General features: G+C 48.0%; 26 protein-coding genes. 17 read left to right on the plus strand and 9 right to left on the minus strand.

All coding sequences use genetic code 11. The features are described from left to right. Positions 1–54 precede the first annotated feature (54 nt). Both IM700_RS13615 and sstT read left to right on the plus strand, forming a co-directional pair. Positions 55–1,179, plus strand: a complete 1,125-nt coding sequence (locus IM700_RS13615) for an NAD(P)/FAD-dependent oxidoreductase (RefSeq protein WP_193416112.1) — start codon at positions 55–57, stop codon at positions 1,177–1,179. Positions 1,180–1,297: 118 nt separating this feature from the next. Then, positions 1,298–2,539 (plus strand): serine/threonine transporter SstT, encoded by a 1,242-nt coding sequence (gene sstT, locus IM700_RS13620; protein WP_193416113.1) that lies wholly within the window; start codon positions 1,298–1,300, stop codon positions 2,537–2,539. Between the two features lie 17 nt (positions 2,540–2,556). Here the strand turns inward: sstT and IM700_RS13625 are convergent, their stop codons facing one another. Beyond that, positions 2,557–3,489, minus strand: a complete 933-nt coding sequence (locus IM700_RS13625) for a ketopantoate reductase family protein (protein ID WP_193416114.1) — start codon at positions 3,487–3,489, stop codon at positions 2,557–2,559. A 181-nt stretch (positions 3,490–3,670) separates the two neighbouring features. On the opposite strand from IM700_RS13625, the gene IM700_RS13630 reads away from it, so the two are divergent. Continuing rightward, positions 3,671–4,279 (plus strand): TetR/AcrR family transcriptional regulator, encoded by a 609-nt coding sequence (locus IM700_RS13630; RefSeq protein WP_193416115.1) that lies wholly within the window; start codon positions 3,671–3,673, stop codon positions 4,277–4,279. Here IM700_RS13630 and IM700_RS13635 read toward each other — a convergent pair. The 3 genes from IM700_RS13635 to IM700_RS13645 all read right to left on the minus strand — a co-directional run bounded on the left by IM700_RS13635 (position 4,254) and on the right by IM700_RS13645 (position 6,092). After that, a complete protein-coding gene (locus IM700_RS13635) occupies positions 4,254–4,631 on the minus strand; it encodes a hypothetical protein (protein ID WP_193416116.1) in 378 nt (125 codons plus the stop codon). The genes IM700_RS13630 and IM700_RS13635 overlap by 26 nt on opposite strands. A 121-nt stretch (positions 4,632–4,752) precedes the next feature. After that, positions 4,753–5,478, minus strand: a complete 726-nt coding sequence (locus IM700_RS13640) for a type II toxin-antitoxin system prevent-host-death family antitoxin (RefSeq protein ID WP_193416117.1) — start codon at positions 5,476–5,478, stop codon at positions 4,753–4,755. Between the two features lie 119 nt (positions 5,479–5,597). Next, positions 5,598–6,092 carry a GNAT family N-acetyltransferase gene (locus IM700_RS13645; protein ID WP_193416118.1) on the minus strand — a complete coding sequence of 165 codons (495 nt, stop codon included), beginning with the start codon at positions 6,090–6,092 and terminating at the stop codon, positions 5,598–5,600. A 147-nt stretch (positions 6,093–6,239) separates the two neighbouring features. Between IM700_RS13645 and IM700_RS13650 the strand changes: the two genes are divergently transcribed. The 12 genes from IM700_RS13650 to IM700_RS13705 all read left to right on the plus strand — a co-directional run bounded on the left by IM700_RS13650 (position 6,240) and on the right by IM700_RS13705 (position 18,018). Then, positions 6,240–6,977 (plus strand): hypothetical protein, encoded by a 738-nt coding sequence (locus IM700_RS13650; RefSeq protein WP_193416119.1) that lies wholly within the window; start codon positions 6,240–6,242, stop codon positions 6,975–6,977. Between the two features lie 119 nt (positions 6,978–7,096). Further along, positions 7,097–8,752: a hypothetical protein gene (locus IM700_RS13655; protein WP_193416120.1), complete on the plus strand. Its 1,656-nt coding sequence runs from the start codon at positions 7,097–7,099 to the stop codon at positions 8,750–8,752. 387 nt (positions 8,753–9,139) lie between these two features. Then, positions 9,140–9,889 carry a sugar phosphate isomerase/epimerase family protein gene (locus tag IM700_RS13660; RefSeq protein ID WP_193416121.1) on the plus strand — a complete coding sequence of 250 codons (750 nt, stop codon included), beginning with the start codon at positions 9,140–9,142 and terminating at the stop codon, positions 9,887–9,889. 209 nt (positions 9,890–10,098) lie between these two features. Then, the gene (locus IM700_RS13665) at positions 10,099–10,578 is read left to right on the plus strand and encodes a VOC family protein (protein ID WP_204801155.1); all 480 of its coding nucleotides are present in this window, start codon (positions 10,099–10,101) and stop codon (positions 10,576–10,578) included. Between the two features lie 29 nt (positions 10,579–10,607). Next, the gene (locus tag IM700_RS13670; RefSeq protein ID WP_193416122.1) at positions 10,608–11,084 is read left to right on the plus strand and encodes a GyrI-like domain-containing protein; all 477 of its coding nucleotides are present in this window, start codon (positions 10,608–10,610) and stop codon (positions 11,082–11,084) included. A gap of 464 nt (positions 11,085–11,548) precedes the next feature. After that, a complete protein-coding gene (locus tag IM700_RS13675; protein WP_155607917.1) occupies positions 11,549–12,415 on the plus strand; it encodes an AraC family transcriptional regulator in 867 nt (288 codons plus the stop codon). Positions 12,416–12,575: 160 nt separating this feature from the next. Then, positions 12,576–13,649, plus strand: coding sequence for a Gfo/Idh/MocA family protein (locus IM700_RS13680; protein ID WP_155607918.1), 1,074 nt, complete (start codon positions 12,576–12,578; stop codon positions 13,647–13,649). Positions 13,650–13,667: 18 nt separating this feature from the next. After that, positions 13,668–14,378, plus strand: coding sequence for a ThuA domain-containing protein (locus tag IM700_RS13685; protein ID WP_193416123.1), 711 nt, complete (start codon positions 13,668–13,670; stop codon positions 14,376–14,378). Between the two features lie 13 nt (positions 14,379–14,391). Then, complete coding sequence (locus IM700_RS13690; protein ID WP_193416124.1) at positions 14,392–15,360, plus strand: sugar phosphate isomerase/epimerase family protein; 969 nt, start codon at positions 14,392–14,394, stop codon at positions 15,358–15,360. A 13-nt stretch (positions 15,361–15,373) separates the two neighbouring features. After that, the gene (locus IM700_RS13695; RefSeq protein WP_193416125.1) at positions 15,374–16,411 is read left to right on the plus strand and encodes a Gfo/Idh/MocA family protein; all 1,038 of its coding nucleotides are present in this window, start codon (positions 15,374–15,376) and stop codon (positions 16,409–16,411) included. Between the two features lie 156 nt (positions 16,412–16,567). Continuing rightward, the gene (locus IM700_RS13700) at positions 16,568–17,455 is read left to right on the plus strand and encodes an alpha/beta fold hydrolase (protein WP_193416126.1); all 888 of its coding nucleotides are present in this window, start codon (positions 16,568–16,570) and stop codon (positions 17,453–17,455) included. Between the two features lie 92 nt (positions 17,456–17,547). Next, positions 17,548–18,018 (plus strand): MarR family winged helix-turn-helix transcriptional regulator, encoded by a 471-nt coding sequence (locus IM700_RS13705; protein ID WP_193416127.1) that lies wholly within the window; start codon positions 17,548–17,550, stop codon positions 18,016–18,018. A gap of 107 nt (positions 18,019–18,125) precedes the next feature. On the opposite strand, the gene IM700_RS13710 is transcribed toward IM700_RS13705, so the two are convergent. Beyond that, a complete protein-coding gene (locus IM700_RS13710) occupies positions 18,126–19,298 on the minus strand; it encodes an epoxide hydrolase family protein (RefSeq protein ID WP_193416128.1) in 1,173 nt (390 codons plus the stop codon). Positions 19,299–19,404: 106 nt separating this feature from the next. Between IM700_RS13710 and IM700_RS13715 the strand changes: the two genes are divergently transcribed. Further along, a complete protein-coding gene (locus tag IM700_RS13715) occupies positions 19,405–20,259 on the plus strand; it encodes a helix-turn-helix domain-containing protein (protein ID WP_155607925.1) in 855 nt (284 codons plus the stop codon). Between the two features lie 132 nt (positions 20,260–20,391). Here the strand turns inward: IM700_RS13715 and IM700_RS13720 are convergent, their stop codons facing one another. The 4 genes from IM700_RS13720 to IM700_RS13735 all read right to left on the minus strand — a co-directional run bounded on the left by IM700_RS13720 (position 20,392) and on the right by IM700_RS13735 (position 22,801). Next, positions 20,392–20,961 (minus strand): YdeI/OmpD-associated family protein, encoded by a 570-nt coding sequence (locus IM700_RS13720; protein ID WP_193416129.1) that lies wholly within the window; start codon positions 20,959–20,961, stop codon positions 20,392–20,394. Positions 20,962–20,965: 4 nt separating this feature from the next. Then, a complete protein-coding gene (locus IM700_RS13725) occupies positions 20,966–21,484 on the minus strand; it encodes a DinB family protein (protein ID WP_193416130.1) in 519 nt (172 codons plus the stop codon). A gap of 64 nt (positions 21,485–21,548) precedes the next feature. Then, complete coding sequence (locus IM700_RS13730) at positions 21,549–22,472, minus strand: helix-turn-helix transcriptional regulator (RefSeq protein ID WP_193416131.1); 924 nt, start codon at positions 22,470–22,472, stop codon at positions 21,549–21,551. Beyond that, positions 22,469–22,801, minus strand: a complete 333-nt coding sequence (locus tag IM700_RS13735; RefSeq protein WP_155607929.1) for a winged helix-turn-helix transcriptional regulator — start codon at positions 22,799–22,801, stop codon at positions 22,469–22,471. Before IM700_RS13735 ends, IM700_RS13730 begins: the two co-directional genes overlap by 4 nt. A gap of 105 nt (positions 22,802–22,906) precedes the next feature. On the opposite strand from IM700_RS13735, the gene IM700_RS13740 reads away from it, so the two are divergent. Beyond that, entirely contained in the window at positions 22,907–23,290 is a 384-nt protein-coding gene (locus IM700_RS13740; protein ID WP_155607930.1) for a RidA family protein, read from the plus strand. Positions 23,291–23,493 lie beyond the last annotated feature (203 nt).

Here is a 23,493-nt window from a genome sequence, read left to right on the forward strand (position 1 = left end):
TTTGCCTTGCGGGTTTCAACTTAAACGATTTGGTTTGAAAAGGGGGCGTCTCATTTGCAAAATTTTATAGTGATCGGCTCCGGAATTCTTGGCGCATCGACGGCTTATCATTTAGCCAAGCTTGGGGCGAACGTGACGGTCGTCGATCACGGCGTTCCGGGACAAGCTACCGATGCGGCGGCGGGAATCATCTGCCCGTGGATCTCGCAACGGCGTAACCAAGCCTGGTATCGGCTGGCTATAGCCGGGGCACGGTACTACGGCCCGTTGATCGAGGAACTGGAAAGGGAAGGAGAGCGCGATACCGGCTATGCCCGAGTAGGAGCGATTCGTCTTCACCGGGAACGCGAGAAGCTCGTCGCTTTGGAGAAGCTAGCCCTTGAGCGAAAACGAGAAGCTCCGGAAATGGGGGAACTCGCTTTGCTCGAACCGGACGAAGTTAAACGACGGTTTCCTCCGCTTGATGAGGGGTACTATGCGCTCTATGTGAGCGGTGCCGCCCGCGTTGACGGGCGCGCGCTCCGCGAGTCTCTCCTAAGGGCGGCGGTCCGGCACGGCGCGACCTTGGTGCGCGGCGAAGCTGTGCTCCTGCACGACGACTCGACTGTGACCGGGGTGAACGTTGGTGGGGAAAAAGTGAGCGCCGATGCCGTTGTCCTTTGCGCAGGTGCCTGGGCCCGCCAGTTGCTCGCCCCGTTGGGAATGGAATTTAGGGTGACCTTCCAGAAAGCGCAGATTGTTCATTTGGCGCTGCCGGGCGTATCGACAGAACACTGGCCTGTCGTCATGCCGCCGGGGGATCAGTACATCCTGGCGTTTGACGATCGTCGCATCGTGATCGGCGCAACTCACGAGAACGACCCTTCCGGATATGATGCCCGTGTGACGGCAGGCGGTCTGCAAGAAGTGACCTACAAGGCACTGGCCGTTGCACCGGGTTTGGCAGACGCCAGTTTCCTGGAAGCGAGAGTCGGCTTTCGTCCTTTTACTCCGGGCTTTCTTCCGGTTATCGGGGCTATACCCGGATGGAGTGGGATTTTTGCAGCTAATGGATTAGGGGCTTCGGGATTGACGATGGGACCGTTTATCGGAGCGCAGTTGGCCAAACTGATGTTAGGGCAGGAAACAGATATAAGGTTGGAGGATTATAAGCTTGAGAAGGCGCTAGTTCCAATGTAATGAGAATAGATGTGAACAGTAATGCACAAATGTTTCCACCAGGAGGACAGGTGTCCATGAAGCGTGATATACTATCGCTATGCTTCTAAGCGACATCATAAGAAAACGGGGGAGAAACATGAAGGCAATCCTACTCAAATGGAATCGTATTAGCCTTGTAAAACGCATCTTAGCAGGATTGGTGGTTGGCATCCTCTTGGCGTTAATCGTGCCGAAAGCCAGTGGGATCGCGTTGCTCGGCACGTTGTTCGTATCGGCACTAAAGGCAGTTGCACCGCTCCTGGTGCTGCTGTTGGTGATGGCTGCGATCGCGAATCATCAAAAAGGGCGCCAAACCAATATGAAATCGATTCTGATTCTATATGGGATCAGTACGTTCCTGGCTGGGGCAACCGCCGTGGCATTCAGTTATCTGTTCCCCGTCCGCTTATCCTTGGCTGGGGCAACCGAAGGTTTGACTCCGCCTGGAGGGATCGTCGAAGTTCTCAAAGGGCTACTGCTTAATATCGTGGACAATCCGGTTAGTGCATTGATGAATGCCAATTATATCGGCATTTTGGCCTGGGCGCTCCTGCTTGGGTTTGCCTTGAAAGGGGCAGGCGATCACACGAAGAGCCTACTCACTCAAGCGTCCGACGCCGTATCGCAAATCGTCAAGTGGGTCATTCAACTAGCGCCGTTTGGGATCCTTGGACTGGTGTATGAATCGATTACGGCCAGCGGCTTAGCCTCTTTGCTGAGTTACGGAAAGTTACTGCTCGTATTGGTTGGGTGCATGTTGTTTATCGGTTTGGTTGTGAACCCGTTGATCGTTTACATGAACCTTCGACGTAATCCTTATCCGCTGGTGTTTACTTGCTTGCGAGAGAGCGGGATTACGGCGTTCTTCACGCGAAGCTCGGCGGCGAATATCCCCGTGAATATGCGTTTGTGCGAAAAATTAGAGTTGAACAAGGATACTTATTCGGTCTCCATTCCATTAGGTGCGACGATCAATATGGCGGGGGCGGCTGTGACGATTTCGGTCCTCACGCTGGCAGCCGTGAATACACTAGGGATTCAAGTGGACTTCGGTACGGCGCTGATGCTGAGCGTGCTGTCGGCGATTTCCGCGGCAGGCGCTTCCGGGGTGGCCGGCGGCTCGCTCTTGCTCATCCCTTTGGCTTGCAGCTTGTTCGGAATTTCTAATGATATCGCCATGCAGGTCGTCGGAGTAGGGTTTATTATCGGGGTTGTGCAGGATTCATGCGAAACAGCGCTGAACTCCTCCTCCGATGTGCTGTTTACAGCCACGGCGGATTACGCCAAGCAACGCAGGGGAGAAAAGCTCCCTCTCTTGAACACAGCAAGTTTGGATTAAAAATGAAAGGCTGGCGATTATTCGCCAGCCTTTTTTAAGCGTAGCTTACTGTTCAGTTCATCCCAATGAGGGGTATTGACCTTGGCTTGCGCCGACCATTCGTGGAACTTCTCGGCCAAAGCTTCGATTTCGGCAAAGTTGCCATCGATCATCCGGCTGACCGGAAGCAGGTGATAGATTTTCAGGAATCCTTGAACAAGACGTCTGTGCTTGCGAATGACCGAAGCTTGAACGGCAGGGGTCAGAGGATAACCAAGCGTCTCCAGCACGTGGAAGCCTTCACCCATGGCAGTTACCGCATGGTGTATGAGCTTGCCGTCACGGGCAACCTTATTCATTTGGCCGTCGTGGATTTGCGGTAGATAATTAAGCATCAGAATCGGTACGATATGACTTTTTAACCAGGCGTCCATGTTCTCGTGGGTGGTAATTTTGTATTTGGTTTTGGCGAAGGCTTGCCTAAGCTCAGCTTGAAAAGAAATCGGTCCGTCCAACCCGCCAAGCACCATCTGGCCCCGACTGCGGATAATTACGGTTCTGCTCGGTTCCCGGCGACCGCCGGATAATTGGAAACCGAAAGCGATGTTTTTCTCCGTCTCACTTTGCTCGATCAGCTCCGTTTGCATTTCCCTTGCTTCTGCATTATTGCCGACCAGCACGAGGTTACGGCTGAGGTTGCCGGCTAGGATCGGCAGCACCGCTCGGAAATCCGTATATTTCATTACGACAAAGATCAGGTCATAGAGTTCGTCCTTCTCCAGCGTCCGAATGACGCGAACCGGATCTACCGTTGTTTTTCGTTGAAAATAATGGCGCAGAACGATTCCATCCCGCTCAAATTCATCCGCTCGAGCACCTCGGGCCATTACAGAAACGTCATTGCCTCCTCGAATCAAAACATGAGCCAGGTAGCTGCCTAATACTCCCGCTCCATAAACTAATACCTTCACGTTGTGATTTCACCCTCTCTTGTTAATCAACAATTGTTGAATAATCAACGATGATTTAATAGAATTACCTTAGCATTGTAGTTAGTTAGGCATCAATCGTTAATTTGCTTCGGTTTTGTTGATAAATCAACAGATGGGCGAGGTTTTGTTCATTTGGGGAATTAGGAGGAAAGAGAATCACATGGATCGTAGAATTATGAAATCGCGGCAGGCGATTATGGAAGCATTCGTCGCATTGCTCGGCGAGAAGGGTTTTGACAAAGTGACGATTAACGATATCGCCGAACGTGCGAATGTGAATCGGGGTACGGTGTATCTGCATTTTACGGATAAGTTCGACCTGCAGGAACAATGCATCGAGACCTATTTACAGCAACTGGTTGAGAGCTGTCAGTCGGAAGGGGAGATGACTCCGGGATCAGCCAGAGAACTGCTGCTTCAAACGTTCGAATTTTTGGGGGCCCATGCGCCGATTTATTCCATTTTAATCACCGGCAAAGGGAACCCTGTGTTCCGCGAACGGATGATGGTTTTCATGCGGCAAGGAATCACGGATTATCTGAGCACCAATGGCATCCCTTCTGGTATAAGCAGAGAGGTCGAGGTACAGTTTCTAGCCTCCGGCGCTGTAAGTCTGATGGAATGGTGGGTCGAGGAGGGGATGCCGTATTCTCCGGCTGAGATGGTAGATCAGCTCTTCGCGTTGCTCCTTCGTCATTTTCAGATGCCGGAGGGGGAGAAGGAGAAAGGATCGAAGGTGAAGGTCAGTGAGGAATTCGCCCGAGGGTAAGATGGAACCCAAACGGAGGGTCCTTGGGCAAGCCAAGTTCGGTCCGTAATTGCTCCATTTCGCGAGAGCAGACCGGAAGCCAGTAATGCTCGGCATTATGGCCCATTTCGTTGGAGTAAGCAAAGGTGAGGGGCTGATGGGCGTATTTGCCCCAGAGCCTTATTTTTCGTTCGGGATCCACGTCTTCACCGCGAATAATCGAAATGTGGCTGCCAAACTTAGGCTTGTTCAACTTCATATGATGGGTCCGATACACCCAATGCCCATAATAATTCATAATGTCCTTCGGGCATTCGGCGATGGCCCAAGTCTCAAAGTAGGTAATGGTTCCCGTCGTTTCAAACCATGTCATGGTGCTCGATCTCCCGTTTACCGCCATCCGGCGTAGTCGTCGTGGTTATAGCTTATGCAAATCGCGTGAATCGCAAACGGGAGGGGATTTCGGTGGAGAACTATCGACTTGGGCTATCCTATTAAGCGAATAAGTCTTGGATCGATACTTGTAAACCCGGGTATAGCTGGGAGGTTACATAGGCATCCACGGTGTTTGAAAATACGGTCATGTCCGTAATATTGCTGTCCTCCAGTGAGTAGACGAATACGTGTGCTTTCATCGGATCCACAATCCAATATTCCTTCACGCCACATACGCTGTACAAGTCGAGTTTCTTGACCAGGTCTTTGCTCCGCGTGGAGGGGGACAATACTTCAACGACCAATTGTGGAGTTCCCATGTATTTGCCTTTGTCGTCGATTCGATCCTTGTCGCAAATGACTACGAGATCGGGTTGTACGACGCAAGTGTTGTTTTCCTCCTTCTCTAGTGTGATATCGAATGGGGAAGTTAGCGGCGTACAGGGCTTTCCTTTAAACCAAGTATAAAACGTACCATGGAGTTCATTTACGGCAAGTTGGTGGTTGAAGGAAGGAGAAGCGAGATTATACACGACACCATCGATCAACTCGTAACGTTGTTCCGACGTCTCCGTCAACTCGAGGAAATCTTGGTACGATACCCATTCGCTCCCGGCATGATAACTCGCTGCTCTCTCTCTTAGCACGGATTCACTGGCTGCAGCGAGTGCGTTGAGCTTAGCAACGTCCTTCCCATTTCGCGTAACGATGATTTCCTCCCCAGCTTCTGCAAACTTTAAATATTTCCCGAAGTTATTTTGCATATCCGTCGAAGATACTTGCATGATCTCCACCTCCAATTAGCTAATTATATTTTTATATTAGCTAAATATTTCGTTGGAATCAATATGGAATTAGCTAATTTGTATCGTCGTTGATGCGGGGATCGCTTCCGTAAATTGCCTCATGAATCAAGTGAGAGGATATCGATGATCATGGTCCAGGAAGTACCGGAAATGCCGTAATAAGAAAATCCTAAATGTTGATATAGCTTCACGGCGGAAGTATTCTCGGGATCGACGCTCAGGGAAAGGGATCGGTATCCGTCGCTCGCTGCCTGCTTGATGATTTCATTCATTAAGGTTCTTCCGATTCCTATCCCTCGAAAATCCGGATGGATGGCAATGCCTAACTCCGGCGTCTCGCTGTTGACATAACCATAACCAGGATTCGTCTCGTCGAACAATCTGTACCATGCCGCCCCCGCAAGTTGATCCTCCTTCAGGGCCACAAACGCTCGATCTCCTTTTCGCCCCCAATCCTCGTGATACTTCTTAAGATGCGGAACATTCAAAAGCTCATGTTTAGGTGGCTTTCCCTGCGGGATGTGAATGGACTCGTAGTGCATATCTGTGAAAAAGTCGAACTCATGGGGTTCGAGCGGTCTGATTGTAATCATTTCAACACCTCGAGTTTAGTAAAATACTATTTGTTTGACCAATTAATACAACATACTAAAAAAATAAAATATTGACAACATATAACTTTATATGGGATATTCAGGTAGAAAGTGGTAAAAACAATAAAAATATGGAGGTAATTTCAAATGAAAACTCAGAAAAGATTCGTAGCTCTACTAGTTATTCTATCATTAGTCTTAGCTTTCCCACTTGTTTCGAATGCACAGGATGTTGAAAATGAGGATGCTCACTTTAAAGTTCAAGCAAATCTTAATCAAATTAACGAAACTATTAGATCTCTTGATGAGAAAATTGAAGCAGCCAAATATGAAGACAAGAAGCAGGTGCTAAAAGAAATGAAACAATCTCTTGTGAGAACAAGAGAACACTTAGTGATTGCGCCTAATGATACTATAGGAACTTTCGATGTTAACAAGTCGGTCTGGTTTGCGCATGAAGGTGACGAAATCTTTCATATGAACGAGAGTTCTCACGAGACAGGTCATATTGCAAATTTGACTGTTGAACTTGCAAATGTCACATTCGGGAGCGGTTTTGATTGGAGTGGGGAGTCGGGATCTTATTGGACAGCAAGCACCCCATATTCGGTTAATAATCTTAAAAATAGTTTAACCTTTACCGCAACAGGGATAGCAATCAGTGGGAATCTAAAAGGGGCATCTTTTTCAGGTGCTGCTAGTGGCTCTGCTTCCATTAGTACTGAGGATAGTGACACTTGGATTACAACACAAACCTGGGATGCTAATTCAAGTGGAAGTACCATCAGAGCCGCTTTTTCATCTTCTAGCACGATGAAAAAATACAGCTACTCCTCACCTGATACCACTCTTGCGACTATTACTTTCTATGATCCTTCATTCTGAATAGGGAAATGCTAATTAAGTAAATATAAAAGGTGCAAGTCAAGTGGAACACGGTAAACAGTCCACTAAACTTGCACCCTTTTTATGACCTGGGAGATAGATCGGAGGAGTGAATGGTTTTGATCAAATGCAAACTAACGGTAATTATTATGCTTATCCTAGTGTTAGTAGGTTGTAGTACTGTAAAAACAGCTAGAATTAATGACAATGAATGGAAACAAAAGACTTTAGATCTAGTCAACATGGGACATCGAGATGGCGAAGTTTATGTGGATTTTTCAGATACATATTTTAGCACTGCTGATATTTACGAAACAACCTATTTGTTAGAAATCTCAAAAATGTACAACTTAAAAATAGAGAACAGAAATACAGAAAAATTTATTCGGAGCGAAATAGAAAAAACCAGTGATATATGGGGATTAATAAACCTATTCAAGGCAGCAAAAGTAGTTAATGCTAATACAGAAAGTATATCGGATAAAATACAGAAAGAACTTGATATGTTAGATTTAAGTATCGAGAGTATGGTTTCAACAACAGAAGAAAAATATGAAGATGGATTATTTCTTTACAAAGAATTATCTAAAATCGAAACAATAAATATTGAACCTACACTGAGAAATTATATTGGATCTAATATAGAGCAAAGATTTAAGGCGATAAGGATCGATAGGATTCATGTTAGCAATCCTATTCTCTACTTGAATAACTATAATTATCAAGTCTCTGTCGAATTTCTAGAAATAATACGAAAGAAAATTATTAGTATTTTAAATGAAAAAGGTGATTTATGGGAAATGTATCAACTGCTAGAAATATTTTGTGAGTATAGTAAGGATAGCAATGTGAATAAAGCTCTGGCTGTGTTATTAGGTAATACAGATAATCTATCTAATATGCAATTATATTATTTACTCAAAGCTAACTTTCTAGTAGGTAATGATATTGAACCTTATCGAGAGACAGTTATAAAAAGGCTCAAAAATTGTGAAACAGTATCGGGAGGGTACTCAGCTTACCGAATTTATTCCGAAATCCCTAGTGTTTTTTCGTACTTTTCCATATATATCATGAACTATTTCGGTGAAGAAGTTACAGATGAGACTTTTAAAGAGTTATACACTAAGATTACTAATAACTTAAAGAGCAATACCCTTAATGAAGTTGATTGGAGGGAGGTTTATAGTTTTTTGATGTTAAATACAACAAAAAGCTATAATGATTCAATTATAAATAACTTAGAAAAGAATCTTAGCAAAAATGAAATTGTAGAATTATCACTGAACCAGGGATATTATTTCTATAAGGTATTTAAGCTCAAGGATAGGGTGCCCGATCAATGGCTTGAACAGTATACGGCCATGCTTGGAAATAAGTTAGTCACAACTGATTTGGAACAATCACATTTGTTGTATATTTATTACAGTGAATTAGTTCGGAATCAGGATATGCCGACAAATAATAGATTAAATGAGAAAATAAAAAAAACGATAATAGAATCAAATAGTAAGAGAGGCAACGGTTTATTTTATGAAAAAGATGGAGTTACAAATACCTTGTCAACGTTATCGTATCGAATTATCAATGACAATTTGAATCTAAATCTTATAAATTGGAATACTGAGGATTTTCTTTCTGAATTAAATAAATATAAATATAGAAATGGTGGATATTCTTTAGTTATTGGTGAAAAACCTGATTTATTAAATACTTTAGTAGGTATAATGTTGGAAGAAGCAATAGAAGGAACCCAATCACCGATCATTTTTTAATTAGATAATGAATTTCTTACTATGAGCAGACGGAGGCTTTTATGGAAATCATAATTATAGTAATAGTTGTTTTTATTGTTGCCCTACTAATAAGTATCGATCGAAGCATGCATAGGCAAAATCTTTATAGCAAAGAAATAATTAAAAAGTTGGAATTGATATTAAAGAAAGATAAGAATCAGTAATATTTTTCAGCACGTAGCTTTCCTTAAGGCGTCAGGTTTCCAACCTCTTTACCATATTCAAGTTGAGAGGCTGGTTGCTTTGTTTGTTTAGTATGCTCCTGACACCAAGTTAAAGCGCATGATTCAGGAGCTTTCGGGAGAAAAGCGGGAAGATTGTGGGATCTGATTTAGCTATAATTATCTCGAGAAAGGAGGAGATTCAATGAAACCCCAAATTGCCTTGCAACTATGGAGTATTCAGGATGCATGCAAAGACAACTTCTATGAGGCGTTAAAAGAAGTGAAACGGAGCGGCTATGATGGCGTTGAATTTGCCGGCTATCACGGAAGAAGCGCTGCGGAAGTGAAGAGTTATCTGGAGGAACTGGGACTTCGGGTTGCAGCTTCTCATCTTTCTTTTGAAGCCCTGCAGAATGATCTTGAGACAACGCTGGCTTTCGAAAAGGAGATCGGAAATTCTCGTATTGTTATCCCTTATGCCACTTTCGAAACTTTGGAAGCTTGGCAAGCTTTCATTGCCGAGATGGAGGAGATTGCGAAGAAGGCGGCGGCGGATGGTTTCGAGTTTTACTATCATAATCATGCCAATGAGTTTACGGAGATCCCTGGTTTTGACATCCTGCATGATATGGTGCAACGTACGAAACATATCAATCTGGAAGTGGATCTTTATTGGCTGGCTGATTCCGGTGTGGATGCATTTCCTTGGTTAGAGGCGCATAAGGATCGGATTGGTCTTTTTCACATGAAAGATATGCAGGATTCTCCTCGAGAAAGCACGGAGATTGGCTCCGGCGTTCTGCCGATGAAAGAGTATGTCCAGGTGGCTAAACGATTGGATATCCCATGGTTAATTGTGGAACAAGAGGAGTTTCAGAACTATCCACCACTGGAAGCAACAGCGATCGATTGCCAAGAGCTTCGAGCGATGGTTGACGAGATTTATTCGTAGTCATGAATCAGGAGAAAGTAAAAACCCACCCCAAGGTTAGAGCCGAAGGTGGGTTTTTCCGTATTATAGACTTAGAAGTGATCCCATCCAAGCCAATTGTCGAGGCCAAGTGTTAGCCGTACTTGGTCTTGTTACATAAATAATACCATACAAGGAACTGATCGACAAGAATATGGTAAATCGTCATTATACACCGAGTGAAAAATGATATGGTAGATGCTGGAACGATAGGCTACGATCAGGAGAAGCAAGATGAGCGATCGATGAGTCAGTCCCAAAGCACTTGCTCAAGCAGAGGAGGGCTTATTCTGAAAATCAGTTCACAGGTTTATGTTAAAGGCAGCTTGGATGCGGTCGATCGATATTGTCGGGCGTTTGGATTAGAGAAAGTACTTGAAATCAAGAATGAAGCGGGAAATGAGTACATGCACTGCGAATTGATGCGAGACGGTCAGCTGTTCATGGCCGTCAGCGAAGCGCCGAAGGATTGCGATACCGGCCCCAAAACGACTTGGCAGACTATGGCTTTCAATGTCTACGACATGGGGAGCGAGGAAGCGGTCCAGCAGGCGTATGACATTCTACAAGAAGGCGGTACGGTCATCGACCCACCGGGGCCGTGCGATTGGAACACCTATTGCTCGAATGTGATCGATCGATTTGGCGTATTTTGGTGGATTGCAATATGAGCATCTATTTAAGTTAAGGAGGGCGAACGATGCCATTTCGAATCATTTCGATCCCACCGTTTAAGGCGGTATCTTCCGGGGTGGATAAGAACGCTGATTTTTCGGAAAATGGAGTCCTCGGCAAATTCAATGCCTACTTCTCCAAACTGAAACCCGGGCCGCGGGATGGTTTCATGCCAAGAGACTTCTTGTATTATGACGCGGAGAAGGAAGGCCTCGTGTGGATGTACGCTTTGACCGATGAGATGGACGCCGAAGGTTTTGAGGTGATGGACTTTGAAGGCGGTTCCTACCTCACCTATCATTACAAAGACGGTGACCACGAAGCAAATGACCGGTTGTATCATGAGGCTTTGGCCTGGATTGAGCAATCCGAAAATTTCGTTCTGGACCAAAGGACGAATCACTATGCGATGGGACATATCATTACGCCTCCGGAAGTGATTAAGGCGACGGGGACGGCTCAAATGGAAGCCTTCATTCCGGTCAGGCTCAAGACCAACTAAGAACAAGCCGATTCCTCTGAGATCAGAGCGAGTCGGCCTTTTTGCTTTAGCGATAGTGGATGGATCGTCACAATCCGTACATACACCTTGGCGCTAACGCGGGTGAGCGATGCTATTTTGGCAAAATTCGTTCTCCCGAATATCTAACGACGCTGAAACACGCTATTTGCGCAAAAACCGAGTGAAATGGCAGCAAAGTAGGGGGATAAGCCTTGTAGTAAGCGTTAGAATCGTAAAACGGTAGTTTTAGGCGACATAAGAACTGTGGCAAGCGTTAGCCGCTTGGTGGAAGCAAATGACTATAGTCTCCGTGAAGAACCAGGCGTATCCGCAATTCCAGGTCTTCTTGCCTGTTGACGCCGCAGCACGTCAGATATTTAAGGAACTAGGTTGTCCCGTGGAGGGCTCTCCCTTATAATCAATCTGAATATGTAAAATACAACGCATAGGGAGTCAACGGGTGTATGAGCGACTATTTGGAAATCCCGGAATTCGAGGATTCCATTCCTTTTCGAACGTTTTTGAATGACGGAATGACGATTGTCTATCCGCATTGGCATAAAGAAATCGAAATCATTTATTCGCGCAAAGGCAAGGTGAACATCGGCGTTGATGAAGATATCGTTCAGTTAGAGGAAGGGGAGATCTTCTTCTTTCCCAGCGGAAAAGCCCACTATTTCCTGGCTTCGCCGGATAGTGAACGATATGTTTATCAGTTTAACCTGATGTTGTTCGATGAGAGAATCTTGCGGGTTTCCGAAGATTCCTTGTTGAGTCTCTTTGAATCGGGAGAGCCGCTGAGCCGCAACTGGCCGCAGTCGCTTGCTCAGAAAGCTACGGAGCTGCTCGTTCACCTGTATGAGGTCGAAGAGAGTAAACCCGTCGGGATGAATTATTTGACACTCGGGTATCTGTATCAATTGATAGGGGAATTCTATTTGCATCTGCCAAGGCGGTCGACCCCTGCAGTGCCTACGAAACGATCCGCCATTCAACACAAAGAAACGTTGGATATGCTAAATCAGGTTTTTGAATATGTGGAGAATCGTTATCGGGAAATCATTACGCTGGAAGACGTTGCGAAATTCGTGGGCTTCAGCCCGTATTATTTCACGCGTTTCTTCAAGACCAATACGGGACAAACGTTCATGCAGTTCCTGACGGAGTATCGGGTAAATCAAGCGAAGTTCATTTTGGCCAATGAAAATATTCCGATGATCGAGGTCGCCGAGAAAGCCGGGTTTGCCAGCGTAAAAACCTTCCATCATGTGTTTAAGGATGAGGTTGGGCAATCGCCGCTGCAGTATCGTAAAAATCTGAATAAGCCTTGAAAATAAAGGGTTTGAACGAGTGGATCTCGTTTAAACCCTTTGTTTTTTGGGCGAAGGCAGCGCAATATTCAGGAGTTTTTTGCGAGAAAAGCGGGAAGAAAGCCGCTTCAGATTTGGCTATAATGAATTCAACAATAGAAACGCTTTCAGGAGGTAAATGATGAAATTAAAAGTTGGAATTATCGGATGTGGCGGGATCGCAGGCGGCAAGCATATGCCAGCTCTTTCTAAGGTTGAAGAAGTGGAAATGGTGGCTTTCTGCGATATCATCGTTGAACGCGCCGAAGAAGCAAAAGCGAAATTCGGAACCCCGGATGCCAAGGTTTTTGAGGATTACAAGACCATGTTAGCCAATACGGATTTGGATGTCGTACACGTATGTACGCCAAACTCCTCGCATGCCGTCCTTTCGATTGCAGCGATGGAAGCAGGCTGTCACGTCATGTGCGAAAAGCCGATGGCGAAGACCTCTGAAGAAGCCAGAAGCATGATTGAAGCGTCCAAGCGTACCGGCAAGAAACTAACGATCGGTTATCAGAACCGTTTCCGGACCGATTCGAGATATCTGCATCAATTTTGCGAAGAAGGCGGTTTGGGAGAGATTTATTTTGGAAAAGCCCATGCGATTCGCCGCCGTGCCGTTCCAACCTGGGGCGTGTTCCTGGATGAGGAAGCTCAAGGCGGGGGGCCATTGATCGATATCGGCACGCACGCGTTGGACCTGACGCTCTGGATGATGAACAACTACAAGCCGAAATACGTGGTTGGGAAAACGTATCATGCTTTATCCCAAACGCCTAATGCTGCGAATGCTTGGGGACCTTGGGATCCTGAGAAATTCACCGTGGAAGACTCCGCGTTTGGATTTGTGGTGATGGAGAACGGGGCAACGATCTTCCTGGAGTCCAGCTGGGCCCTGAACAGCCTGGATGTGAAAGAAGCCAAAACGACGCTCTGCGGAACTAAAGCGGGCGCCGATATGAACAACGGCTTGACCATCAACGGCGAAGATCACAGCTTGTTGTATGAGAAGAAGATTGAACTGCAAACCGGGGGCGTTGCCTTCTACGATGGTGCAGGGGAGAGACCGGAAGTTCTTGAAGCCCATTCTTGGATTCAAGCCATCCTAAATGATACCGAACCTGTCGTGAAGCCGGAGGAAGCCTTAGTGGTTACGGAAATCCTAGAAGCGATTTATAAATCCTCGAAGACCGGTGAACCCGTGTACCTATAAGATCAAGGAGAGATATCCATGATTCAAGTAACCGTATGGAACGAATTTCGGCATGAGAAAACCGACAAAGCCGTTCAAGACATGTATCCGGAGGGCATTCACGGGCAACTGGCGAAGTTCTTGAGCGAAGACCAGTTCAAGGTGAAGACAGCGACTTTGGACGAACCGGAGCATGGTTTGACGGAAGAAGTATTGGAGGACACCGATGTCCTGATCTGGTGGGGACATATGGCGCATGATGAAGTGCAGGATGAAATCGTGGATCGCGTGCATAAACGGGTTCTTGAAGGCATGGGGCTTGTTGTGCTGCACTCGGGACATTTCTCGAAAATTTTCAAGAAACTCATGGGCACTTCCTGTGACCTCAAATGGCGGGAAGACGGGAAACACTGCCGCATTTGGAACGTAAACCCGAGCCACCCGATCGCAGAGGGAATTGGCGATTTCATCGAATTGGACAAAGAAGAGATGTACGGCGAGCATTTCGATATACCGGCACCGGATGAATTGGTCTTTATCAGTTGGTTCCCTGGGGGCGAAGTCTTCCGCAGCGGTTGTACTTACCGCCGTGGAAACGGGAAGATCTTCTATTTCCAACCTGGACATGAAACCTATCCAAGTTATTATCACGAGAAAGTGCAGAAGGTCATCAAGAACGGGATTCGTTGGTGCGCTCCAACCCAAAATGGGTATCCTGTCTATGGTCACTATGAAGCACGCGAAAAATAAGGAGTGATTGTCGATGAAACTGGGTGTATTTACGCCATTGTTTAACGCATTAAGCTTTGATGAGATGATCGAGGAGGTTGCCAAGAAGGGATTGCAGACGGTGGAAATTGGCACCGGCGGCTATCCGGGCAACGCGCACTTGGATATCGATAAGTTATTGACAAGCAGTGAAGCAAGAACAGAATATCTCGCCAAATTAGCCGATAAGGGCTTGGAGATCTCCGCACTCAGCTGCCATAACAACCCGATCTCTCCGGTTAAAGAAGTGGCTGCAGAAGCGGACGAATTACTGCGTAAGACAATCAAGCTGGCAAGCCTAATGAACGTTCCGGTTGTCAATGGATTCTCCGGCGTATCGGGTGGGAACGCGGCGGATACCCAAGTCAACTGGCCGGTATTGCCTTGGCCAACCGAATATGATGACAGCTACACGTACCAATGGGAACATAAATTGATTCCGTATTGGAAAGAGATCAACACGGAGGCCGAAGCGGCGGGCGTGAAGATCGGGATTGAGCTCCATGGCGGCTTCCTGGCGCATACGCCTTACACCATGTTGAAGCTGCGGGAATCGACCGGCAAAGCCATCGGCTGCAATTTGGATCCAAGCCATTTGTGGTGGCAGGGGATTGATCCGGTCGCTGCCGTCAAGATTCTTGGGGAGGCCGGTGCGATCCACCATTTCCACGCGAAGGATACTTATTTGGATCAGGATAACATCAATATGTACGGCTTAACCGACATGCAGCCCTACGGGAATGTGAAGACTCGGGCCTGGACCTTCCGTTCGGTAGGTTGCGGCCATGACTTGAAGGTATGGTCGGATATCATCTCCGCCTTGCGCGTATATGGTTACGATTATGTGTTAAGCATTGAGCATGAGGATCCAATTATGTCGGTTGACGAAGGTTTAACCCGTGCCATTACCAACTTGAAATCGATCATGATTCATGAACAACCCTCAGCCATGTGGTGGGCGTAAAGGAGCTAACGCGATGTCAATCATCAATTTCGCCGTAATCGGCTATGGCGGTATGGGTTCTTACCATGCCCACAACTTGATCCCTGCGGAGAGCACTCGTTTCCATGTGGTGGGGACCTATGATATCTCCGGAGAAAGACAGCAAATCTCCAAAGGGAAAGGCCTTCATATTTATGAAAGCCTGGATGAAGTCTTAAAGGATAGCAACATCGAAGCGATTCTGATTGCGACACCTAATGATTCGCATAAAGAAATCGCGATCCGAGCTCTGCGGGCGGGTAAGCATGTGGTCTGCGAAAAGCCTGTAGCGATGAATACCGATGAGCTCGACGAGATTCTGGCGGTTGCCAAAGAGACCGGAAACGTCTTTATGGTTCACCAGAATCGTCGGTGGGACCCGGATTTCCTGATCATTCGTCAGTTGTATCAGAACAAGACGATCGGGGACATCTTCCAAATTGAAACCCGTGTTCAAGGAGCCAATGGCATCCCAGGCGATTGGCGCCATTTGGAGAAACACGGCGGCGGCATGCTGCTCGATTGGGGAGTCCATTTGCTGGATCAACTGCTTTGGCTGGTCGATAGTCCCGTTCAAAGCGTGCACTCGGATTTGAGTTATATCTTGGGCGATGAAGTGGATGACGGATTCATGAGCTACATCACCTTCGAAAATGGCGTGAGAGCACTAGTCGAGGTAGGGACCACCAACTATACCAAGCTCCCTCGTTGGTATGTGAAGGGTCTTGAAGGAACCGCGAAGATTAACGATTGGGATTTGTCCGGCGAGATCATCGCGGCTACCGGTCGCAAGGATGTAGCGGCTCCAACACCAATTCAAGCGGGTGTGGGACTCACCAAAACGATGGCGCCTCCTTCGGAAGAAGCCACCGAGAAATTGGCCTTCCCGGAAGCCAAAGCGGATTTCGTCCCGTTCTATCAAAACTTCTATGAGGTCGTTCGCGAAGGGGCAGAGCCGATCGTGAAGAATGAGGAAGTTCGCAAGGTCTTGAAGCTGATTGATGATATTTTTGAATCTTGCCACAAGGGTTGAACATAGAAAGCACCCCACAAGAAGGCTAACCAAACGGTTAGCTTTTTTGTGTTGTATTGCTCTTCGAAGTTGAAAAACCACTTGACATAGACAACCTAGTTGACTATATTGGAAACAAACAAGACAACTTGGTTGTCTAAATGAGGAGGAAGAATGATGAACAGTACAACATCAAACACATTGATTCCTGGGATTACGCATCACACCGCGCACGTTAACGGTGCCACGATTCATTACGTGTCCGCTGGGACTACCGGATCCCCGATCCTTTTGATCCACGGGTTCCCGGAGACCTGGTGGACGTTTCACAAACTCATTCCTTTACTTGCCTTAAACCATCGGGTATTCGCGGTCGATTTACGCGGTTTCGGTGATTCAAGCCATGACGAGGGGGATTATGACAGCACGACTTCTGCTGAGGATTTGCATCAACTCATCGGGCAGCTCGGCATAGGTCCGGTGCACCTCACGGGGCAAGATATTAGCGGAGCAACGGTCTTCCGACTCGCTGCCATGCATCCGGAAGATGTTCGCAGTTTCACCGCCATCGAGATGGGGCTTGCCGGATTCGGCCTTGAAAGCTTGGGCGACATCACGCATGGCGGCTCATGGCATATTGGCGTTTTGGCAGCACCCGGTATCGCCGAAATGCTCCTTGTCAACCACGAAAGGGAGTTCCTGGGGGAATGGGCCTTTCCTTCCATGATCGCAGTTCAGGGAGCGATCACGGATGCGGACATTGACGAGTTCGTCCGTACTTACTCTCGTCCGGGCGGCTGGCGTGGAGCGATCGGTCTCTACCAGTCCATGCTCACGGAAGGCGACAGCATTAAGGCAATCGCCCAAACACATCCATTGACCATGCCGGTCCTGGCTGTAGGTGCTGGCGGTGGAACGTTTACCGAGAGTACCGTAAGGCAGATCACGACCGGGATGATCCAATCTGTGCAACTTGAGGGCGTTGGTCATTACGTTGCTATGGAGGCGCCGACGGCTCTATCGACGACGATCCTCGACTTCCTTGAGAGTGTCGACAGAGCTTAAGCTTAGGTTGATAAACAAGCAAAAAATACTGGAAAAGGAGGGTGCGATGGGGTAAAGTAAATAGAAACACGCTTACAAAGGAAGGATCCCTTATGTCTCGATCTGGAGCTGATCTTGCCCTCCTCCTCCTGGGAGGCTACCGTACGCTTGTTGATGCTGCTATGGTTGAACTGGCCGCTCGCGGGTATGACGATTTTCGTCCTGTTCATGACTTCGCGATGCGAGCGATTGGAGCAGGTGCCGATAGCGCCTCGGATTTGGGTCGTCGGATGTCGGTCTCGAAGCAGGCGGCATCGAAGACCATCGCCGTTCTTCTCGACCGAGGTTACATCTCGCGTGAATCGGACCCGCAAGATGCACGTCGCAAACGGCTGCAAGTGACCCCTCTCGGCTTTGAAGTGATGCGGCAGGGGGAAGCGATCTTCGATGACCTGCGTAAGAATTGGGAAGAGCAAATCGGCGTCGCTGAACTCGCAACGCTAGAGGCAAGGTTAAAGACGCTCATTGGAGAAGGGGCCATCCGCGTAGATGAGCCCGGATGGGCCGCGCAAGACCTCGGGTGAACCCAAATGTTCGGAATAAGACCGGTTGCTGGAGTGCAAAAAGGGTTAAACATAGGAAGTTCCACACCAAAGAGGCTAACCAAGCGGTTAGCCTCTTTGAATTTGGATTATCCATGGAATTGGGCAGGGCGTATTGTTCGGAACGTCCTGAAGAACGCTCGGATATCCTCAGCCATCAGCTCCGGTTCTTCCATGGCGGTAAAGTGACCGCCTCGGGGCATGGAAGTCCAACGGGTTACATTCAAATGGCGCGTAGCCCATTCTCTGGGCGGGGGTAAGATATCCGCCTTGAACAAAGCAAGCGCGGTCGGAACTGTGATATAACCTAGGGGCGGCAGCGTATGAGCATTTTCATAATACATCTCGGCAGCCGATCCAACCGTGTTCGTGACCCAATAAATCATGATATGTGTGAGTAGTTCGTCCTCCGTGAATCGCTGCCGGAGATCTCCGTTGCAATCGCTCCAGGCACGGAGCTTCTCAAGGATCCAGCTGGCTAATCCGACGGGGGAGTCGGACAGGCCATAAGCTAACGTCTGAGGGCGTGTCGATTGGATGGACATATAGCCGCCCTCTTGCGCTACCCATGCCGTAGCCGCTTGTTGATATCGCCGTTCTTCTTCGGAAAGTCCTGACTCATCCGCTGCATTCATGAGTGCTCGTATAATCCCGATGTCCGTGAGATGGATGCCGTACAACAGCTCGGGATGGTTTGCGGCCAGATATCGGGTCACTCCGGAGCCAATATCCCCGCCGGCAGCTGCAAACTTCTCGTAACCTAACTCCTCGGTCATGAGCTTCACCCATATGTCTGAGACACGGGAGTTGTTGATACCTGGACGAGCAGGGCGGCTGGAGAACCCGAATCCGGGCACGGAGGGGACGATGACATCAAAAGCGTCCTCCGCGCGGCCGCCGTAACTGACCGGATCGGTAAGCAGCGGGATGATTTTCTCATAACGAAGGTAACTGTCGGGCCACCCGTGGGTGAGAATCAGGGGCAGGGGGTTTGGTCCTTTCCCGCGCTCATACACGAAGTGGATGTCGATCTCATCGATGCGAGTGCGGAACTGGGAGAAACGGTTTAGCTTGGCTTCTTGGGCTCGCCAGTCATATTGATCCTTCCAGTAGGACACCAAGGATTGCAAATACGATCGTTCCGTGCCCCGGTCCCATCCGGTGTTATGGGGTTGATCGGGCCAACGTACGCGATGGAGCCGGTTCTTCAAATCGTCCAAGATTTCTTCGGAAACGTGAATGTGAAAGGGCTCTAGTGCCATAGGGTTTTCCTCCTTCTCTTGCTACATCGTTCATTATATCCCCCCAAAAGATGTGATACACTGGCATATATGAAGGATCTGACTATACGATTTGATAGGTGAGGCCATGCCGTTATTAGACCGATACAAGAACCGAACCGTTAACATTGAGTTTGTCCCGAAAGAGGATTTAAGGCGACTTCCTTGTCCAGAGCGGCGGGCACTGGTCTTGATTACTTCCGGAAGCATGCACGGGACCTTAAACGAACATCCCATCTCTCTAGTTGCTCCAGCTGTCCTATGCTTGGCTGAACACGATGAGCTGAACGTGACAGACATGCACCAGGTGGCTGCTCAAGCCTTTCATTTTCATCCTGATTTCCTGAACAGCGTTAGGTTATCCGAAACGGAGATGTATTTTCCGTCGGCCCCCAGCATCCAAACCGGGCTTTCGCTGTTTCGAAGAGAGGATCCTTATCCAGGCATCCCCCGACTCACCGCAAGCGCCTATCCGCATATCTTTGAATGGTTTTTTGTGCTTGGCATGGAAGTAATGGCGCAAAGCGATGAGCGGTGGGCGTGTCGCATTAAGAAATATCTCATTCAGATACTAGGCTTGCTGGAGGAGTTGAATCAATATCGCGAACCCTCCCCAGTGGACCAAGTGTTAGAGTATATCCACACGAATTATTCCAGGAAGATAACGCTGGAGGACTTGACGGAGACCGCCCATTTGAATCGCGTAACGTTAAATAAGCTGTTTCAGGAGAGATGCGGTTCGACCGCGATGGTCTACTTGCTTTCTTATCGATTGAAGGTGGCATGTGAGCTCTTAACCCACACCGATATGAACCTCAACGATATTGCGCGCGCGACCGGGTTTGAATATGACACCTATTTCATCAAACAGTTCACGTCCAAGAAGGGGATATCCCCGACGACGTATCGGAACAACTCTCGCAAGTTTTCTAACGTTCAATAAGAGTTCAGGTCTTTTTCAGGGAGGATAGAATGAGGCGCTTAAGCAAAGTAAGCGGTTGTCTAACTGCGATGGGATAACCCAGCAGCAAGAAATCTTTAAGGTGACTTCCGAGTGAATCGTTAGTCGAATCCGCTAGTCCTCCAGCAACCGCCCATGATCATGCCATTGCCCATACATTTGATTAGCTCTTGTATGGCTTATGAATTTATCCAGTCTGCTTTGAAATAATTCGGGCTGGTGGATGACGCTTTGGATCGTGTCGATGCGAATGCGCTGATAAAGCTCCGGGAAAGCCAGGAAGTTCTCGTATCCTTGCGGATCTTCTTGCAACCGTTGTTCGATCACGCTGTCGATCTGAAAGGAATCGGGATCCATCTCAGGAAGAACCCTTCGTCCTTCATCCGTCAAGAGCCCCAGCTTCTCCAGGCGACGAACCCGCGCTTTATTTAATTCCGTCCATGAACTCTTTAACCTACGAGGAGACAGCCGTTGGGCTGTCTCTGTTGGGTTGATTTTCTTCTTGGTACTGTCGATCCAGCCGAAGCACAACGCTTCTTCGACCGCATCCAAATATAACAAGGTATCCGGAGCCCGCTTCATACTCACTACGACCCAACATGAATTCGCAGTCCGGCTATTCTCCTGCAGCCATACCCTCAGTTCTTCTCTTGATTTCACCGGAAGCAAATGATGGATGTCCATCGTTTTAACCCCGAGTTGCCGCTGGTTCCTGATACCAATACAGCGCATAGTCGTTCATGGTGGAAGCGTGGCCGAGCTGACGCAGCATGGTCGATAGGTTCCCCCTGTGATACGATCCGTGATTGACGAGATGCAGCACCATTTCCGACAGGCGAGTTTGGCGAGGACCGGCGAACGGATTATTTAACAGCACGCTTTGCTCCATATCGGGTTGGCCTTGGAACCAGGTGCTGAACTGTTCGGCTAACTCGTTATAAGCATGGGCGTAATCATCCAGGGATTCCAGGACACGTTCGTTTAACGGACGAGTAGCTTGAAAGGCCTCCGGCATCTCCATCCCGGTTAGCACCAGATACCACATTTGATCCACGGCATAGATATGGCTCAGGGCATGGGCCAAAGTGGGGAACGAGGTGTTGACTTCTTGGCTTAATACGGAAGGAGGGAGCTCCCGGATTCTTCCCAGGATCGTTTGGTTTGCCCAAGTGTGATATTTGTACATCTCTTCTGGAATCGTTGTCATTTTCGAATCTCTCCTTTAGTTGTTGATGTCCTGATTATAAAAAAAGAAGTATGACAACAGACTGTCATACTTCTTCATAAAGTTGAAGCGCCTTTTGAAGTTGTTCTTTGACGATGTCGCGAAGCCCCAAGGGTTCAAGGACCTCGGCGCCGCTGCCGAAGCTAAGCAGAATGGACCAAAGCCAGCGCGCGTTAAGGGGCTGATGCACGGATATGCGTACCGTCATACTCCCATCGTCGTGAAATTGCTTCTCCGCCAACTGAAAATGATCCATCACATCCGCCAACGCCTCGGGACGGACCCGGATCACGACGTCTTCCATCTGATCCTTATCCTCCCAAGTCTTCTGACCGATATCGTTCTGTTCCAAGGCTTCAAGATGCGGCCCAAACGTATCCTGCGTCAGCATCACATTCAACATTCTCGATAAGCGGAATTCCCGATAATCCTGACGTGAACGGCAATATCCGTAGACGTACCAATTGCCGAATTTGAAATGAAGGCGCAGCGGCTCCAGTTCGCGAGTCCGGCGTTCATTTTGAGCATTGATGTACTCGAAGCGAACGAGGTTTCGCTGGGTAATGGCCGAGCGCAGAAGAGGGAGCACGCCGAAAGCCGTCCGACGAGTCTCCAAATCCACGGACAGGCTTGGCATCCGATATTCCGGTTCAATGGTTTGCAAACGCTCGATGGTTCCTTGCGCGCGTTCGTCTTCAAATACGGAGGAGAGACTGTTCAACACGGTAATGAGGGAGGCCACATCATAGGTACCGAGCAAGCTTTTGTCCATCTTATAACCGTCCATAATGCCGTATCCGCCTTTGGTTCCCTGGTACGCAACAACCGGGAAGCCTGCCGCGCAGAGCACATCGATATCCCGATAGATCGTTCTTTGGGAAACCTGAAACTCTTCGGCTAGCAAGGCTGCAGACAAAACGTCATGATTTAGCAGTTTGTAGACAATGGAGATCAATCGCTCCAATTTCATAAATTGCTCCTTCCCCAATCGCATAACTGTTCCATCACGGGGATAAGGGTTTCTGCTTTCGGGGTTAGCCGGTACTCAACCTTAGGAGGGACTTGCGGATATTCCTTCCGATCCACCAGACCATCCGCTTCCAGTTCTTTAAGTTGGGAGCTGAGCATCTTATAAGTAATTGGGCCGATCCGTCTTTTTAGCTCATTGAAGCGAACCGGCTGGTTTTCCGCCAGGAGGTATATAATCAACATTTTCCACTTCCCGCCGATGACTGACAGGGTATACCCAAACGGTGTTTCGTGAATGTTACCTTCGCCTTGGTAATCCGCCGTTCCCATCTTTACACTATCCTTTCGGGTAGTACCTATCTAAATAGTGCGTACTACTTATTATTTTGTGCCCAGTTTATACTATCCTTACTTTGATGTAAAGGAGAGAAAACAATGGCACATATCCAAACGTACAATCATGATTTGTGGGATCACGGTATTTCCCAGGGCTACGCGGTGAACGGGACACTCTACATTTCAGGACAATTCTCCCACGATGCGCAAGGCGCATTTGTTGGTGCGGGGGATATCGAGGCCCAAACCCGACAGACGCTCGACAATCTGGATCGCGTGCTCGAGAGCTTTGGAGCCAAGAGAGCGAACCTTGCTTATCTGGAGATTTATTTGACCCACCCACAGGAGCATTTTGAAGCTGTCCTTGGGTTGTTTAAGGACTATGTAGGAGAACATCGGCCGGCCGGCAGCTTGCTTGGCGTGACTTACCTGGCGTCGCCGGAGCAACTGATCGAAATCAGCGCCGTTGCTCATCTAGATTAACCCCGATCTGGTCCCACATATGCTCACTGAACCTAAGCGTTCGGTGGGCATTTTTTACATATCATCAACCCCATTAGATCAATGATCAATTGACCCCGAACGAAATCAACATTCCATTGGAGGTTTTGCCCATAGGCTCGCCCTGATCACCACCCTTATGCTGGGGATGGGTTAATGACTATCACTCATTATGGAGGGGGAAG

The organism is Paenibacillus rhizolycopersici (assembly GCF_014947195.2).
Classification (GTDB): domain Bacteria; phylum Bacillota; class Bacilli; order Paenibacillales; family Paenibacillaceae; genus Fontibacillus; species Fontibacillus rhizolycopersici.